Below are 16,891 nucleotides of genomic sequence, written 5' to 3' on the forward strand. Positions count from 1 at the left end.
TGGATGGCCGTCAGGAAGAAGACGTGATGGAAAGCGCGGATGGCTGGTGCAATCGGCGCAAGGCAGCGGCGCGGGTGAGATCTTTGTCGCGGCCGAAGGATTCGAAGATACGGATCTGGTCGTCCAGCGAGGGCACCGGCACGGCCATGCCTTGCAACCCGGCCAGCACCAGCCGCCCCGGCGACACAGCTTGCCAGCCCTCGCCCGCATTGAGCTCCAGCCCGCCCATCACCTCCACCGGCATGCCGGGGAAACGGAAGCGGGCGAAGTGCGAGCGGAAGCGGTCGCCGTCGGCCGGTGCATGCGCGGCGTCGCGGCGATCGGCCCACAACATCGCCAGCGCGTCGGCATCGGCGGGCGAAGCCAGCACATCGATGTCGGCCACGGTCACTTCGGCGCCCAGCAGGCGCGCGGCGGCGCTGCCGATCAGGCACCACGGCTCGACGCAATGCACATGCAAGTCGGGCACCAGCTCGGCAAGTGCGACGAACAGCGCGGGCGGGATGTGGCTCATGCGTCGAAATGGGCGCGCAGGATCAGGCGTTCGGCTTCGATGCGGGTACAGGCGACATGCAAGGCTGGGCTCCTGAAAGCCCCTCTCCCGCCGGGAGAGGGGTTGGGGTGAGGGTGCGGGGTTCGCGCAGGCCCTCATCCGTCGCTTCGCGACACCTTCTCCCGGAGGGAGAAGGAAAAATCAGAACGCGTTGATACCGGTCAGTTCGCGGCCCACCACCAGCTCGTGCACGGTCTCGGTGCCCTCGTAGGTGATGACCGATTCCAGGTTCAGCGCATGGCGGATCGCACCGTGCTCAGTGGTGATGCCTGCGCCGCCGAGGATGTCGCGGCACTGGCGCGCGATATCGATGGCCATGCGGCAGTTGTTCCACTTCGCCAGCGAGACCTGGGTGGGCTGCATGGCGCCGGCGTCCTTGAGGCGCCCCAGCTGCAGCGACAGCAGCTGCGCGGTGGTGATGCGGCGGGCCATGTCGGCCAGCTTGAGCTGGATCGCCTGGTTCGCCGCCAGCGGGCGACCGAACAGCACGCGCTCCTGCGTGTAGTCGATGACTTCCTTCAGGCAGGCCTGCGCGGCGCCGATCGGACCCCAGGTGATGCCGTAGCGGGCCTGGGTGAGGCAGCCCAGCGGGCCCTTCAGCCCCTTCACGTTGGGCAGGCGGTTGGCATCGGGCACGCGCACGTTGTCGAGGAACAGCGCGCTGGTGACCGAGGCGCGCAGGCTCATCTTCTTGTGGATCTGCTGGGCGGTGAAGCCCTTGCTGTCGGTCGGCACGATGAAACCCTGGATGCCGTCCTCGGTCTGCGCCCACACCACGGCGATCTGCGCGATGTTGCCGTTGGTGATCCACATCTTGGCGCCGTTGATGACCCAATCGCCACCGTCCTTCTTCGCGTGGGTCTTCATGTTGGCCGGATCGGAGCCGCCGTGCGGCTCGGTGAGGCCGAAGCAGCCGATGATCTCGCCCGCCGCCATCTTCGGCAGGTATTCCATCTTCTGCGCTTCGCTGCCGTAGGCGTAGATCGGGTACATCACCAGCGAGCTCTGCACCGAAGCGAAGCTGCGCAGGCCCGAGTCGCCGCGCTCCAGCTCCTGGCAGATCAGGCCGTAGCTGACGCCGCTCATGCCGGCGCAGCCGTACTTCTCGGGGATGGTGGCGCCAAGCAGGCCGAGGTTGGCGATTTCCGGAATCAGCTCGGTGGGGAAGCGCGCCTGATCGAACGCATCGCCGATGATCGGCAACACCTTCTCATCGACGAAACGGCCGACGGTGTCCTGCACCATGCGCTCCTCGTCGGAGAGCAGCGAGCGGACGTCGTACAGGTCGAGCGGGTTCAGGCGGGCAGCAGCCATGTGCGTTCCAGGGGCGGGCGGGGAAACCACGTATTCTACCCGGGGCGGCCCATGCCGGTCATGGCGGGGCGCAGCAGCGCCCGGGGCGCGTCGTGCGATCATGCGATTCCTCCCCTTCCGCCCCGGGAAACCCATGATCAAGGGTGTGTTGCTGGGTTTCGCCAGCTTCGCGGCCTTCGCCATCAGCGACGCCTTCGTGAAAGCCTTGCACGGCAGCGTGCCTCCATACGAGTCGGTATGCATCGGCGCCGCCATGGGCCTGGCCGCCCTGCCCTTCCTCATGGACAAAGGCGACCGCTGGCGCGACGTGTTCGTCGCCCGCCGCCCGGCGCTGTGGTGGGTGCGCGCGCTGGCCGGGGCGGTCGGCAACATCTGCTCGGTCACCGCGTTCACCTTGCTGCCGATGGCCGAGGTGTTCTCGATGATCTTCCTGATGCCGATCTTCGTGACCCTCCTTTCGGTGCTGCTGCTCAAGGAGCACGTGGGCTGGCGCCGCTGGACCGCGGTGTTCGTGGGCTTCGCCGGTGTGCTGGTGGTGCTAAGGCCCGGCTTCCGCACGCTGGGGCTGGGGCATCTGGCGGCGATCCTGTGCGGCATTGCAGCTGCCGGGTCGGTGGTGGCGCTGCGCATGGCCGGCGGCGATGAAAAGCGCATCAGCCTGTACGGCGCCGGCATGGTCGGCCCGCTGGTCGCCGGTGGCGTGCTGATGCTGCCCCGTTTCGTATGGCCGGACCCGGCGCAATGGAGCCTGCTCGCCGGCTACGGCCTGCTCGCCGGATTGGCCAGCGTGCTGTTGATGTACGCCACCCAGATCGCCCACGCCAACCGCGTGGCCCCCACCCAATACAGCCAGATGCTGTGGGCGATCGCCTTCGGCTACTGGTTCTTCGGCGACCATCTGGACTGGCCGATGCTGGCCGGCATCGTGCTGATCCTGGGAGCCGGCCTGTTCACCCTGGTGCGCGAGGAGAAGGTCACCCACTGGTGGCGGCGAACGAAGCTGATATGACTGCGTACCCCGGAGGCTGACCAGGACTTCCCTTGAGGCCAGCCTGGAGGGTTGGCACACTGCCGGTCCCTCCCGCCACGCTGCTGCCATGTCGGATCGCATGCTCGCACTCTCCCCCATCGTCGCTGGCCTGTGGCGGCTGGCCGACTGGAACCTCGACGTGCCCGGCCGCGTGCGCTGGATCGAGCAGGCGCTGGAGCTCGGCATCAGCAGCTTCGACCACGCGGACATCTATGGCGACTACCGCGCCGAGGCGCTGTTCGGCGAGGCGCTCAAGGCCGCGCCTGCGTTGCGCGGACGCATGCAGCTGGTGACCAAGTGCGGCATCCGCCTGCGCTCCGCGCAGCGGCCGTACCGGGTGAATCACTACGACACCGCGCCGGCCTACGTACGCGCGCAGGTGGAGCAATCCCTGCGCAAGCTGTACACGGAGCAGCTGGACCTGGTGCTGATCCACCGCCCCGACTACTTGATGGACGCCGCCGCGCTGGCGGACACCTTCAACGCGCTCACTCGCGAAGGCAAGGTGGCGCACTGGGGCGTGTCCAACCACACGACCAGCCAGTTCGCGCTGCTGCATGCCTGCCATCCGCTGGCGACGAACCAGGTCGAGCTGTCGCCGCTGCAGCTGGACGCGTTGGACGACGGCACGCTGGACCAGGCCCAGCAACTGGGCCTGCGCCCGATGATCTGGTCGCCGCTGGGCGGTGGCCGGCTGTTCACCGGCCAGGACGAACAAGCCGTGCGCGTGCGCGCGGAAATGGAAACCATCGCCGCGCGCCTCGGCACCAGCCTCACCACCCTGGCCTTCGCCTGGGTCCTGCGCCATCCGTCGCGGCCGCATCCGATCACCGGCAGCGGCCGCATCGCCGGCTTGCGCGAAGCGATCGACGCGGTGGAACTGCAGCTGGATGCGGAAGACTGGTACGCGATCTGGACGGCCAGCAAAGGCCATCCGGTGCCGTAGCCGGAAGCCGGGCCGGCATCCGAAGACGCGCAACCCGCCGTTGCCATCACCCTCCCGTGACACGGGTTGTGTCATCCGGCTGCAGCATGGCGTCCGCACGACGGGCGCAAGATGCTGCATCGAAACCCCACGGCACGCTTCCTGTCGTTGGCCTTATCCGCCGGCAGGTCAACCTCGCCGGAAGTGAGTCGTTCAAGACGGCCAGACTTTTGCTCCGATCGCTGCGGACATCGCAAGATGAGACGGGGCCGGTTCGTCGTGTGAACGACGGAATGAATCGCTTGGAGATGGCATATGAATGCCGGTGTATCGAGTTCCGCCCCGCCCCACCGCCCGAAATCCCGCGTGCTGATCGTCGCGGCCGTCATCGTGGTGGTGGTCGCGCTGATCCTGTTCCACCTGCTCGGCGGCAAGAAAACACGTGGCGGCGTTGCCGCGCAGGTGGTGGGCACGGCCACCGCCACCCTCGGCGAGATGCCGGAAAACCTGAATGAATTGGGCACCGTCACCCCGGTCGCCACGGTCAACGTGTTGCCGCAGCTGAGCGGCTACCTCACCGCCGTGGGCTACCAGGAAGGCCAGGATGTCGCCAAAGGCCAGTTCCTCGCCCAGATCGACCCGCGCCAGTACGAGATCAACAAGCAGCAGGCCGAGGCGCAGCTCGCCAAAGACCAGGCCAGCCTGAACCTGGCCCGCGCCGATCTGGCCCGCTACACGCAGCTGCACCAGCAGAAATCGATTGCCGAGCAGACCTTCATCGACCAGCAGTTCACCGTGCAGCAGGACGAGGCGGCGGTGAAGGCCGACCAGGCCAGCATCGCGCAGGCCGCGCTGAACATCTCCTATTGCCATATCACCGCCCCCGTCGCTGGCCGCGTCGGCCTGCGCCTGGTCGATCCCGGCAACTATGTCACCGCGTCCAGCTCGCCCGGCATCGTGACCATCACCACGATGAAGCCGACCACGGTGCAGTTCTCGGTGCCGCAGAACGCGCTGTCGCGGGTGCTGCAGCGCCTCGGCACCGGCGCCAAACTGCCGGTGGCGATCTACGACAGCGACAACAGCAGGCAGCTCGCCAGCGGCACGGTGTATGCGATCGGCAACCAGATGGCCACCGGCACCGGCACGGTGCCGCTGCGCGCCACGGTGCCCAACGACGACGAGACGCTGTTCCCCAACGAGTTCGTCAACGTGCAGCTGCTGGTGGACACGCAGAAGAACGCGGTGCTGGTGCCGACTCCCGCCGTGCAGAACGGCGCACCGGGCGACTACGTCTACCTGGTCAATGCCGATGACACCGTCTCCGTGCACAAAGTCGCCCTCGGCCCCAGCGACGGCAAGAACACCGTGATCCTGTCCGGCCTCGCCGCCGGCCAGACCGTGGTCACCGACGGCACCGACCGCCTCAGCGATGGCGCGACGATCAAGCTCGCCGGCGCGCAAGCGGCCGGGACGGGCAACGCACCGGCATCGGCGGCGTCGACGACGGGCAAGCAGCATTCCGGCTGGAAGAAGAAACACGCATCCGCCGACAGTTCGGCCTCGTGAGAGCCTGTTCAATGTCTCCACATAGCCCGCGTTGCCTTGCCGTGGCCGTCAGGTGGTGGCGCGTGGCGCAGTGCCTGCCTGGCTGGCAGGTCAAGCCGCGCGCTGCCGCATGGCGGCCACGGCAAGGCAACCCGAAGGGCTGGGTCTGTTTGCCCGCACCCCTGCGTCATCACTCAGTCGTGGACGGACGTCCACTCCTTCGTTCTTCCTTGGCCTGCGCGCAAACCGATCCCGGCGCGGGCCATGTGGAGACATTGAACAGGCTCTAGGCGGCGGGCGCGCAAGCGATGAATATTTCACGACCGTTCGTGCTCCGTCCGGTGGCGACGGCGCTGCTGATGATCGCCATGGTGCTGGTGGGCCTGGTCGCGGTGCGCTTCCTGCCGGTGTCCTCGCTGCCGGACGTGGACTACCCGACGATCCAGGTGCAGACCTTCTACCCCGGCGCCAGCCCCACGGTGATGGCGACCACGGTGACCGCGCCGCTGGAAGTGCAGCTGGGCGAGATCCCCGGCGTGCAGCAGATGACCTCGAGCAGCTCCGCCGGCGCCTCGGTCATCACCTTGCAGTTCGATCTCTCGCTCAACCTCGACGTGGCTGAGCAGAACGTGCAGGAGGCGATCAACGCCGCCAACAGCTTGCTGCCCAGCGGCCTGCCGGCCCCGCCGACCTACGCCAAGGTGAACCCGGCCGACCAGCCCATCCTCACGCTGGCGGTGACCTCGGACTCGATGTCGCTGCCGCAACTGCAGGACGCCGCCAACAACCGCCTCGCCACCAAGATCTCCGAAGTGCCCGGCGTGGGCCTGGTCACCGCCGCCGGCGGCAACGTGCCGGCGGTCCGCGTGGAAGCAGACCCGCACAAGCTCGCCGCCTACGGCCTCAACATCGACGACCTGCGCTCGCTGATCGCTAACGTCAACGTCAGCCAGCCCAAGGGCAATTTCGACGGCCCGAAGCTGGATTACACGATCAACGGCAACGACCAGATCCAGAACCCGCAGGGCTACCTGGACACGGTGGTCGCCTACCAGAACGGCGCGCCGGTGTTCCTGCGCGACGTCGCCCACGTGACGCAGGCCGCGCAGAACAAGGAACTGGGCGCCTGGTACGACAAGACACAGGCCATCGTGCTCAACGTGCAGCGCCAGCCGGGCGCCAACGTGATCGCCACGGTGGACCACATCACGCAGGAACTGCCCGCGCTGGAAGCCACCTTGCCAGCCGGCATGAAGATCAGCGTCGTCAACGACAGCACCGGCGTGATCCGCTCCTCGGTGTCCGATGCCACGTTCGAGCTGGTGCTGGCGATCGCCCTGGTGGTGCTGGTGATCTTCGTGTTCCTGCGCAACCTGCCCGCCACCATCATCCCCAGCATCTCCGTGCCGGTGTCGCTGATCGGCACGCTGGCGGTGATGTACAAGCTTGGCTACTCGATCGACAACCTCTCGCTGATGGCGCTGATCATCGCCACCGGCTTCGTGGTGGACGACTCGATCGTGATGATCGAGAACATCGTGCGCTACCTGGAAGAAGGCAGGACGCCGCTGGAAGCCGCACTGGAAGGCGCCGGCCAGATCGGCTTCACCATCGTGTCGCTGACCGTGTCGCTGATCGCGGTGCTGATCCCGCTGCTGTTCATGGGCGGCGTGATCGGCCGCCTGTTCAGCGAGTTCGCGGTCACCCTCGCCGTCACCATCATGTTGTCCGCGGTGGTATCGCTGACGCTGGTGCCGATGATGTGCGCGCGCATCCTGCGTGCGCAGAAGGAACGCCACCCCAGCCGCTTCGAGCAGATCAGCGAGCGGCTGTTCGACAAGCTGCTGGACGCCTACCGCCGCGGCCTCGCCGTGGTGATGAAGCACCAGACCGCCACGCTGCTGGTGTTCCTCGCCACGCTGGCGTTGACCATCGTGCTCTACGTGGTGATCCCCAAGGGCCTGTTCCCGGTGCAGGACGTGGGCGTGCTGCAAGGCATCAGCACCGCCGACAACTCCGTCTCCTACGACACCATGGTGGACCGCCAGCAGGCGCTGGCGGAGGCTGTCCTGAAGGACCCAGACGTCGCCAGCCTCACGTCTTATGTCGGCATCGACGGTACCAACATCACGCTCAACAACGGCCGCTTCCTGATCAACCTGAAGCCGCTTGGCGAACGCTCGGGCACCGCCCGGCAGATCGCCCGCCGCATCCAGCAGGAAACCGCCGGCGTGCCCGGCATCAAGCTGTTCCTGCAGCCGGAGCAGAACCTGACGCTGGACACCACGGTATCGCCGAACCAGTACCAGTTCGTGCTACGCGGGCCGAGCCAGGCGGCGCTGCAGCAGTACGTGCCGGCGCTGATCGCGCGCATGAAGGGCATCCAGTCCATCGCCGACGTCACCAGCGATCTCGACAACGACGGCCTCAGCGTGAACGTCGAAGTGAACCGCCAGCTGGCGGCGCGCTACGGCATCACCGCGGCGACCATCGACAACGCGCTGTACGACGCGCTGGGCCAGCGCATCGTCTCGACCATCTTCGATCAGTCCAGCCAGTACCGCGTGATTCTGGTCGCCAAGCCGGAAAGCCTGCCCACGCTGCAATCGCTGGGCAACCTGTACCTGCCCAGCCAGACCAGCAGCAGCGGCCAGGTGCCGCTGAGTGCCATCGCCAAAATCCAGGTCAGCAAGTCACCGCTGGTGATCAGCCACCTGGCCCAGTTCCCGTCCACCACCATCTCGTTCAACCTGGCCCAGGGCGCCTCGCTGAGCACTGCGGTGGATGAGATCACCCAGGCCGAGGCCGCGGTGCACCTGCCGTCTTCGATCGAGTCCTCGTTCCAGGGCGCGGCGCAAGCGTTCCAGGATTCGCTGTCCAGCGAGGTGTACCTGCTGATCGCCGCACTGGTAGCCGTCTACATCGTGCTCGGCGTGCTATACGAGAGCTTCATCCATCCGGTGACCATCCTTTCCACCCTGCCCTCGGCCGGCATCGGCGCGCTGCTGGCGCTGATGGTCGCTCGCGCCGACCTGGACGTGATCGGCATCATCGGCATCGTGCTGCTGATCGGCATCGTGAAGAAGAACGCGATCATGATCGTGGACTTCGCGCTCGAAGCCGAGCGCACCCACGGCAAGCCGCCGGCTGAAGCCATCTTCGAAGCCTCGCTGCTGCGCTTCCGCCCGATCCTGATGACCACGCTGGCGGCGATGCTCGGCGCGCTGCCGATGCTGCTGGGCACCGGCATCGGTTCGGAGCTGCGCCGGCCACTGGGCCTGTCCATCATCGGCGGCCTCGCGCTCAGCCAGTTGCTGACGCTGTTCACCACGCCGGTGATCTACCTGTTCTTCGACCGGCTGGCGCAACGCCTGCGTCCCGCGCCCACGCCGGAAGCAGAAGGTGGTGAAGCGTGATCGCGCCCTCGCCCTCTCGCCACGACCTGCTCCCTCTCCCCTCCGGGGAGAGGGCTGGGGTGAGGGGCCGGACTGGCCACGCACTCCATGGCTTTGTCGCAAGCGTGCGGCCAATACGCCCGCGCGCTGAACATGCATCTGCGCGAGATCGCCCCCTCACCCCGCCCCTCTCCCCGGAGGGGAGAGGGAGTAACCAGGGTGACCGCACATGAGCATCCCTGGCCTGTTCATCCGGCGCCCGGTGGCGACCACCTTGCTGGCGGTCGCCATCCTGTTGTCCGGCTTGCTGGCCTACGTTCATCTGCCAGTGGCGCCGCTGCCGAACGTGACTTACCCAGTGGTGGTCGTGCAGGCCAGCATGGCCGGCGCCAGCCCCGAGATCATGGCCTCCACCGTGACTGCGCCGCTGGAACGCCGCCTCGGCACCATCGCCGACGTCAACGAGATGACCTCGACCAGTTCGGTCGGCACCGCCAGCGTGGTCATCCAGTTCGGGCTGGACCGCGACATCAACGGCGCCGCGCGCGACGTGCAGGCGGCAATCCAGGCCGCGCGCGCGGACCTGCCCTCCACGCTGCGCGGCAACCCCACTTATCGCGAGTACAACCCGGCCGATTCGCCGATCATGATCCTGGCGCTGACCTCGGACACGCTGACCCGCGCCCAGCTCTACGACTCGGCCGACTCGGTGATCCAGCAGCAGCTGTCGCAGATCGACGGCGTGGGCCAGATCACCCTGGGCGGCAGCGCCCTGCCCTCGGTGCGCGTGGAGCTCGAGCCGGACAAGCTCAACAGCTACGGCATCGGCCTGGAAGACGTACGCGCGGCGATCAGCGCCGCCAACGCGAACAGCGCCAAGGGCCACATCGACCAAAACGGCCTGCGCTACGAAATCACCTCCAACGACCAGATCAGCAAGGCCGCACCCTACCGCGACCTGGTGGTGGCCTACCGCAACGGCGCGCCGGTCTTGCTGCGCGACGTCGCCGACGTGCAGGACTCGGCGGAGAACATCCGCAACATGGGCCTCTACGACGGCAAGCCGGCAGTGCTCGTCATCGTGTTCCCGCGGCCCGGCGGCAACATCGTCAAGACGGTGGGCGAAATCCAGAACGTGCTGCCATCCATCGAGGCGGCCCTGCCGGCAGGCGTCCACGCCAGCATCGCGCTGGATCGCTCGGTCTCGGTACGCGGCGCGGTGAGCGACACCGAACGCACCTTGTTCATCGCGGTACTGCTGGTGATCGGCGTGGTGTTCGTGTTCCTGCAGTCGCCGCGGGCGATCCTGATTCCGGCGGTGGCGCTGCCGCTGTCCATCGTCGGTACGTTCGGGCCGATGTATCTGATGGGCTACAGCATCGACAACCTGTCGCTGATGGCGCTGACCATCGGCACCGGCTTCGTGGTGGACGACGCGGTAGTGGTGCTGGAAAACATCGTGCGTCACGTGGAAGCGGGTATGGACGTGCGCGAGGCGGCGATGCGCGGCAGCACCGAGGTCAGCTTCACGGTGATCTCGATGAGCTTGTCGCTGATCGCGGTGTTCCTGCCCATCCTGCTGATGCCCGGGGTGATCGGTCTGCTGTTCCACGAGTTCGCGGTGACGCTGTCGGTCGCCATCCTGCTCTCGCTGGTGATCTCGCTGACCGTCACGCCGACGCTAGCCGCCTACGTACTCAACCGCAAGGCACTGCATTCCAAGGCACGCTGGGCGCTGTGGTACGAACGGCAGTTCGAGCGCTTCAAGCAGGCCTACTCGCGCTCGCTCACCGCCGTGCTCGACCACGCGCTGCTGGTCGGCCTGACCCTGGTCGGCCTGGTCGCGCTGAACGTCGTGCTGTTCAAGCTGGTGCCATCGACCTTCTTCCCCGAACAAGACAACGGCATCCTGATGGGCCAGGTCATCGCTGACCAGAGCATCTCCTTCCAGGCGATGGAGCAGAAACTGGCGCAGCTGCAAGCCATCGTGCAAAAGGATCCCGCGGTGGCCTCGGTGGCCGGCTTCACCGGCGGCCGCACCTTGAATACCGCCAACGTGTTCGTGGAACTGAAGCCGCTGGCCGAGCGCAAGATCTCTGCCGCGCAGGTGGTCGAACGCCTGCGCCCCAAGCTCAACCGCATCACCGGTGCGCGCCTGTTCCTGCAGGCCGCCCAAGACCTGCACATCGGCGGACGCCAGTCCGCCGCCGAATACCAGTACACGCTGACCGGCGACGACGCCGACCAGCTTTACCAATGGGTGCCCCGGCTGGTGGACGCGCTGGGCAAGTACCAGGGCCAGCTCACCAGCGTGAATTCCGACCTGCAACAGCACGGCCTGCAGATCGACATCCGCTTCGACCGCGCCACGATGAAGCGCTACGGCTTCACGCCGACCCAGCTCGACAACGTGCTGTATGACGCCTTCGGCCAGCGCACCGTTTCCACCGTGTACAACGAGCTCAACCAGTACTACGTGGTGATGGAAGTGGCGCCGCCGTACTGGCAGTACCCGCAGATGCTCGACCGCATGCGCTTCAGCGGCGCGGCCGGCGTCGCCAGCGGGACCCAGCAGACGCAGATGTCCGGCAACCTGGTGAAAGCGGCAGCCACCACCACGACCACGGCGAACACCAACGCGAACAACGCCAACGCCGAAGCCAACCTGCTCACCAACGCCATCGCCAATTCGCGCGGCGGCGCGTCCAGCGGCAGCGCGGATAGCACGGCCAGCGAGACCATGGTGCCGTTCCCGGCGCTGGCCAGCTACGTCAGCGACCACACGCCCACCCAGGTCAGCCACCAGAGCGGCCTGGTCGCCGCGACCATCTCGTTCAACCTGCCCCCCGGCGGCTCGCTGAGCAAGGCGTTGCTGGCGATCGACCAGGCCGGGCGGGACATCCACATGCCGGCCTCCATCCACGGCGCCAGCGCCGGCGCGGCGCAGGTCTATTCGCAGTCGATGTCCACCATGCCGCTGCTGATCCTCGCCGCGCTGGCGGCGGTCTACATCGTGCTCGGCATGCTCTACGAAAACACCGTGCACCCGGTCACCATCCTCTCCACCCTGCCCTCCGCCGGCATCGGCGCCACGCTGGCGCTGCTGATCTTCGGCACACCGTTCTCGGTGATCGCGATGATCGGCATCATCCTGCTGATCGGCATCGTCAAGAAGAACGCGATCATGATGATCGACGTCGCCATCCACCTGCAGCGCGACGAAGGCTACGATCCGCGCACGGCGATCCACGACGCCGCCGTGGTGCGCCTGCGCCCGATCATGATGACCACCGCCGCCGCCGTGCTGGGCGCCATCCCGCTGGCCATCGGTATCGGCCAGGGCGCCTCGCTGCGCCAGCCGCTGGGCATCACCGTGGCGGGCGGGCTGATCCTCAGCCAGGTCTTCACCCTGTACACCACACCGGTGATCTATCTCTACTTCGACCGCGTGCGCGCCAGGCTCGCCACGTGGTCCACCACGCTGCCGTGGAACCGATCGGACGCAAGCGCATGAACACCAAGCTGCTTTCCCGCATGACCTTTTCCCGCGCGCCGCTGGCCATCGCGCTGGCCTTACTGCTCGGCGGCTGCATGGTCGGCCCGGATTACCACCGTCCGGCAGTGGCGATGCCCGCGCAGTACCAGCCCCTGCCCGGCTGGACTGCGGCCGCGCCGGCTGCCGAGGCGCCCAAGGGCGATTGGTGGGCGATGTTCGGCGATCCGCTGCTGGACGAGCTGGAACCGCAGGTGTCGGTATCCAACCAGACCGTGCGCCAGAGCTACGCCAACTATCAGGCGGCGCTGGCCCAGGTGCAGGTGGCGCGCAGCGCGCTGTTCCCCACCATCGGCATCAGCGGCTCGGCCAGCAAGCAGCGCTCGGCCGCCGGCAACGCCGGCAGCGGGGTGGAACACCTGCACCCGATAAGCACCTCCGGTTCGCTGGAAGGCAACGTGAGCTGGGCGCCCGACCTGTGGGGCAAGGTGCGCCGCACCCTCGAAGAGAACAAGGCCACCGCGCAAGCCGGCGCGGCCACCCTGGCCAATGCCACCTTGTCCGAACAGACCGCGCTGGCCAGCGCGGTGATCGAACTGCGGGTGACCGACGCCAACATCGATCTCGTGCAGCAGACCGTGGACGCCCTCAAGGAATCCCTGCGCGTGGTGAGCAACCAGGACGCAGCCGGCACCGTGCCGCCGTCGGACCTGATCAGCGCGCGCACCCAGCTGGAGAACGCACAGTCCAGCCTGCTCGCGCTGGGTATCGCCCGCGCGCAATACGTCCACGCCATCGCCGTGCTGGTCGGCAAGAATCCGGAGGATCTGCAGATTCCACACAGCAGCGCGCTGCCGACCCTGCCCGAGCTGCCAGTGGGCGTACCTTCGACCCTGCTGCAACGCCGTCCCGACATCGCCGTCGCCGAGCGCCAGATGGCCTCCGAGAACGCCGCGATCGGCGTCGCCGTGGCGGCTTACTATCCCAGCCTCACGCTGTCGGCGGCGGACGGCTTCTCGCAGTCGCCGCTGGCTGGCCTGCTGCATGTCGCCAACCACGTCTGGTCGCTGGGCGCCGACGTCGGCGAAACCTTGTTCGACGGCGGCGAACGCCACGGCGAGGTCGCCGCGGCCAAGGCCAATTACGAGGGCGCGGTGGCCAAGTACCGCGGCACCGTGCTGACCGCATTGCAAGGCGTAGAGGACGACCTCTCCGGCCTGCACATCCTCGCCCAGCAGGCCGGCGTGCTCGACGACGCCGTGCGCAACGCCACCCGCGGCGCCGAGATCGCGCTCAACGAATACCAGGCCGGCACTGTCGACTACACCACCGCCGCCACCGCCCGCGCCACCCAGTTGAGCACCCAGCAGAACGCATTGAACGTGCGCCAGCAGCGCCTGCTCGACACGGTGTCGCTGATCGGCGACATGGGCGGCGGCTGGTCGACGGACAAACTGAGTGCGGCGACGCAGTCCGGCGCCAAACGCTAACCGCCCATCCATCCCCGCGACTGCAGCAACAGCATCGCACCGATCAACACCAGGCCGACATACAGGCAGCGCACGAAGACCTCGCCGCTCAGGCGTCGGTTGAGCACGCGGCCCAGCAGGGTGGCCACCAGCACCAACGGCAAGGCCAGCAGATAGTCCCGGGTCACCGTGGGCGTCCACAGCCCGGTAAGACCGTAGCCGGCCATGGTCATCAGGCTGGCCGGCAGGAAATAGCCTTGCAGCGTGGCGCGGAAATGCCGCGGCGACCAGCCACGCAGCGCACCGTACACCACCAGCGGCGGCCCGTTCATGCCGTACGCGCCGCCGAGCACGCCCGCGCCGAAGCCGAAGGCCCAGGCATGGCGGTCGTCGTGCAGGGCCGCCTGCCGGTGGCGCATCAGGGCAAACACCGAGAACGCCATCACCACGGCGCCGAGCATCATCTTCACCAGATGCTCGCCCAGCGCGTGCAGCGCCCACAGACCGAGCGGCGTACCCACCGCGGTGGCCAGGAACAGACGGCCCGCGCTGCGGAAGTGGATGTGCCGCCAGTCCTGAGCGATGGCCACCACCGCCACCGTGATCGAAACCAGCGCGGCGATAGGGGCCGCCGTCTCCACCGGCATCGCAAACGCCAGCAGCGGTACCGCGATCAGGGCTTCGCCGAAACCGAAAGCCGAACGGATGAAGCTGGCGATGAACAGTATCGTCAGGACGGCAAGCAGCACCGGCACCTCAAAGACGCGGAACGAAGGAACCGCGAGGTTACCGCACCCTGTCCCGGCGTCGCGGTCCGTGCACCAGCATGCACAAGCCGCCGTAGATCACGAACAGCGGCCACCACGTACCCCAGGACAGATCGAGGATGAAGATCGTCGCCACCATCACGATGCCCAGCGCGTTCAACAACGATTGCGCCACCAGGCCATCCACCGTGCCAACGGCGCGGTAGCGATCCCAGGCCTCCGAAATCGGCCATGCCGCACCGATCAGCATGAACCACGCCCACCAGTTCGCCCAGTTGAGGAAGCGAAGCTGCACGCCCAGGTTGCCGCACAGAAAGATCAGGCCGACCCCGACCACCAGCAAGGCCGGAATGATGCGATGGCCACGCCGCACAACAGCGCTCGTTCCAGTGCTGGTCTCGTTGTCCGTCATCGTCGTTGCCCTCCCCAAGATGGCGCTACGGTAGGGCACGACCCATGGCGCAACCAGTGACAGGCGTCACCCGAAGTACCTGAAGCATCCTCTTTCCGCACCCTGTTCCGACACCTCAAGCTGCATGTCGGTGGATGCTGAGGATGGGTAAGCGATCTGCTTGGCGAGAAAGGAGCGCAGCACGCTGATTCTCATATCACGCATCAGGGTCTTTCAGTGGTTGAATACACCGAAAAGCACGACGATCAATATCAGCAGCGGCAGCAGCAGCAACCCGGCAATGAGCAGGTTGCTAAATGTCTTGGCAACCGAAAGACGTTGAACCTCGCTCAATGCCGCCACGGTTGTCACAAGCGACCAGATACTGAGCACCGTGATGGCGATGTTCGACAGCGAATAAAACTCACGCAACGCGTCACTGCTGCCCAATGAGCGATTAGTCACCCCAAAGACCTGATCGCCGAACATGATCAGTTGCATGATGAATACCAGGCATGCCGCCAGCATCGGAGTGCGCCCCCATGCGAGAGCAGCCCTGACCGTCCCGAAACTGCCTTTTGCCCCCATCCAGCGCCCGGACACGGTGAGCAGCCAGCCATTCAGATAGAGCGACAGCACTCCATACAATCCGCCAGCGACCAGCGCCGCGAGCAGTACCGGCCAGAAGCCGTACTGCAACCCGATGCGCCACCCGCTCGCCTGTATCAATGCGGAGCTGGAGCCTATCGCCGCGGCGATCACCAGCACCCATTCGTCATGTTCACCATCAACGATCCGTGCCATGGTCTTGCGCGGATGAAAGAACATGGCGGGAATGAATTCCCATCCGAACCCCTGCTTCATCACATTCCTCCCCAAAATAAGATCTGTCGCAGGTGGCGCCCCCTTTAGCGGTTACTCACCCCGTGCGGCACATGCCCCGTCGCCACGTGCCGGCGCGCGGACTCCACATTGGCCGGCGAGTCGTCGAAGAAGATGTCGGCGCCGAAGGCATCGAGGAACGGGCCTTTGTCGCGGCCGCCGAGGAACAGCGCTTCGTCGATGCGCACGCCCCATTTGCGCAGGGTAAGGATCACGCGCTTGTGCGCAGGGGCGGAGCGCGCGGTGACCAGGGCGGTGCGGATCGGCGAGTTTTCGGCGGGGAACGCCGCCTGCAGCCGGTGCAGCGCAGTGAGGAAACCGCGGAACGGGCCGACCGACAGCGGCTCGGCGGCATGTTCGGTCTCGCTGCGGTGGAACGCTTCCAGCCCTTCCTCGCGCGAAACGCGCTCGCCCTCGTCGCCGAAGATCACCGCGTCGCCGTCGAAGGCGATACGCAGCTGTTCGGTGGCGCGTGGCGGTGCGGTGCTGGGCAGGATCGTCGCCGCCGCCACGCCGGCCTTGAGCGCGCGGCCCACGTCCTCGGCATTGGCCGAGAGGAACAGGTCGGCCTTGAACGGCGCGATGTAGTCGGAAGTCGGCGCGCCGCTGGTGAAGGCGGCGCGGCTGATTTCCAGGTCGTAATGCTGGATCGCATTGAAGATGCGCAAGCCAGTGTCGCCGGAATTGCGCGACAGCAGGATCACCTCCACCGGCGGCACGTCGCCCGCCAGCTTGTTGAGGCCGAGCAGCTTCTGCACCAGCGGAAACGCCACGCCGGGCTTGAGAATCTCGTTCTCGTGCGCGATCTGGAAGCTGCGGTAGGCATCGAGCCCGTCGCGCTCGAACAGCTCGTGGCTATCGCCGAGATCGAACAACGCGCGCGAGGAGATCGCCACGACGAGGCGGTTGTCGGAGGCGGAGGCGGAGGCGTGGACGGTGGATTCGGACATGGGGGCAATCTAGCGCAAGCCATGCGCACAGCGTGAGACTGGCTTTGTGTAGGAGCGCACCCTGTGCGCGAATGCTTTTGGCTTTGATTGGGCATCAAAGCATTCGCGCACAGGGTGCGCTCCTACGAAAAACCGCCCCTCACCTCGGCCCCCTCCCCGACGGGGAGAGGGAGA

General features: G+C 66.7%; 12 protein-coding genes. 6 read left to right on the forward strand and 6 right to left on the reverse strand.

The window, feature by feature from the left end; genetic code table 11:
* Positions 1–10 precede the first annotated feature (10 nt).
* Positions 11–514 carry a nucleotidyltransferase family protein gene (locus ISP14_RS00460; RefSeq protein WP_404535041.1) on the reverse strand — a complete coding sequence of 168 codons (504 nt, stop codon included), beginning with the start codon at positions 512–514 and terminating at the stop codon, positions 11–13.
* Positions 515–694: 180 nt separating this feature from the next.
* Positions 695–1,867 (reverse strand): acyl-CoA dehydrogenase family protein, encoded by a 1,173-nt coding sequence (locus ISP14_RS00465; protein WP_404535043.1) that lies wholly within the window; start codon positions 1,865–1,867, stop codon positions 695–697.
* Positions 1,868–2,000: 133 nt separating this feature from the next.
* Here ISP14_RS00465 and ISP14_RS00470 point away from each other — a divergent pair, with 133 nt between their 5' ends.
* The 6 genes from ISP14_RS00470 to ISP14_RS00495 all read left to right on the forward strand — a co-directional run bounded on the left by ISP14_RS00470 (position 2,001) and on the right by ISP14_RS00495 (position 13,748).
* Entirely contained in the window at positions 2,001–2,876 is an 876-nt protein-coding gene (locus ISP14_RS00470; RefSeq protein ID WP_404535045.1) for a DMT family transporter, read from the forward strand.
* A 100-nt stretch (positions 2,877–2,976) separates the two neighbouring features.
* On the forward strand, positions 2,977–3,843 hold the full coding sequence (locus tag ISP14_RS00475; protein ID WP_404535047.1) for an aldo/keto reductase: 867 nt from the start codon (positions 2,977–2,979) through the stop codon (positions 3,841–3,843).
* 345 nt (positions 3,844–4,188) lie between these two features.
* A complete protein-coding gene (locus tag ISP14_RS00480; protein ID WP_404535050.1) occupies positions 4,189–5,391 on the forward strand; it encodes an efflux RND transporter periplasmic adaptor subunit in 1,203 nt (400 codons plus the stop codon).
* 287 nt (positions 5,392–5,678) lie between these two features.
* A complete protein-coding gene (locus ISP14_RS00485; protein ID WP_404535052.1) occupies positions 5,679–8,786 on the forward strand; it encodes an efflux RND transporter permease subunit in 3,108 nt (1,035 codons plus the stop codon).
* A gap of 208 nt (positions 8,787–8,994) precedes the next feature.
* Positions 8,995–12,279, forward strand: coding sequence for an efflux RND transporter permease subunit (locus ISP14_RS00490; RefSeq protein ID WP_404535054.1), 3,285 nt, complete (start codon positions 8,995–8,997; stop codon positions 12,277–12,279).
* Positions 12,276–13,748 carry an efflux transporter outer membrane subunit gene (locus ISP14_RS00495; protein ID WP_404535056.1) on the forward strand — a complete coding sequence of 491 codons (1,473 nt, stop codon included), beginning with the start codon at positions 12,276–12,278 and terminating at the stop codon, positions 13,746–13,748. The genes ISP14_RS00490 and ISP14_RS00495 overlap by 4 nt, the downstream gene beginning before the upstream one ends.
* Here the strand turns inward: ISP14_RS00495 and ISP14_RS00500 are convergent.
* From ISP14_RS00500 to ISP14_RS00515, 4 genes are all read right to left on the reverse strand, one after another.
* On the reverse strand, positions 13,745–14,476 hold the full coding sequence (locus ISP14_RS00500; RefSeq protein WP_404535058.1) for a sulfite exporter TauE/SafE family protein: 732 nt from the start codon (positions 14,474–14,476) through the stop codon (positions 13,745–13,747). The two genes, ISP14_RS00495 and ISP14_RS00500, sit on opposite strands and share 4 nt — an antisense overlap.
* A 37-nt stretch (positions 14,477–14,513) precedes the next feature.
* Positions 14,514–14,906 carry a hypothetical protein gene (locus ISP14_RS00505; protein WP_404535060.1) on the reverse strand — a complete coding sequence of 131 codons (393 nt, stop codon included), beginning with the start codon at positions 14,904–14,906 and terminating at the stop codon, positions 14,514–14,516.
* Positions 14,907–15,119: 213 nt separating this feature from the next.
* Positions 15,120–15,749 (reverse strand): Yip1 family protein, encoded by a 630-nt coding sequence (locus ISP14_RS00510; RefSeq protein WP_404535062.1) that lies wholly within the window; start codon positions 15,747–15,749, stop codon positions 15,120–15,122.
* 44 nt (positions 15,750–15,793) lie between these two features.
* A complete protein-coding gene (locus ISP14_RS00515; RefSeq protein ID WP_404535065.1) occupies positions 15,794–16,717 on the reverse strand; it encodes a 5'-nucleotidase in 924 nt (307 codons plus the stop codon).
* Positions 16,718–16,891 lie beyond the last annotated feature (174 nt).

The sequence above is a fragment of the Dyella agri genome, assembly GCF_044904705.1.
GTDB classification, from domain to species: Bacteria; Pseudomonadota; Gammaproteobacteria; order Xanthomonadales; family Rhodanobacteraceae; genus Rhodanobacter_A; species Rhodanobacter_A agri.

Coding starts and splice junctions, on each gene's coding strand:
- ISP14_RS00460 (WP_404535041.1), bottom strand. CDS start 514: ATGAGCCACATCCCGCCCGCGCTGTTCGTCGCACTTGCCGAGCTGGTG.
- ISP14_RS00465 (WP_404535043.1), bottom strand. CDS start 1,867: ATGGCTGCTGCCCGCCTGAACCCGCTCGACCTGTACGACGTCCGCTCG.
- ISP14_RS00470 (WP_404535045.1), top strand. CDS start 2,001: ATGATCAAGGGTGTGTTGCTGGGTTTCGCCAGCTTCGCGGCCTTCGCC.
- ISP14_RS00475 (WP_404535047.1), top strand. CDS start 2,977: ATGCTCGCACTCTCCCCCATCGTCGCTGGCCTGTGGCGGCTGGCCGAC.
- ISP14_RS00485 (WP_404535052.1), top strand. CDS start 5,679: ATGAATATTTCACGACCGTTCGTGCTCCGTCCGGTGGCGACGGCGCTG.
- ISP14_RS00490 (WP_404535054.1), top strand. CDS start 8,995: ATGAGCATCCCTGGCCTGTTCATCCGGCGCCCGGTGGCGACCACCTTG.
- ISP14_RS00495 (WP_404535056.1), top strand. CDS start 12,276: ATGAACACCAAGCTGCTTTCCCGCATGACCTTTTCCCGCGCGCCGCTG.
- ISP14_RS00505 (WP_404535060.1), bottom strand. CDS start 14,906: ATGACGGACAACGAGACCAGCACTGGAACGAGCGCTGTTGTGCGGCGT.
- ISP14_RS00510 (WP_404535062.1), bottom strand. CDS start 15,749: ATGAAGCAGGGGTTCGGATGGGAATTCATTCCCGCCATGTTCTTTCAT.
- ISP14_RS00515 (WP_404535065.1), bottom strand. CDS start 16,717: ATGTCCGAATCCACCGTCCACGCCTCCGCCTCCGCCTCCGACAACCGC.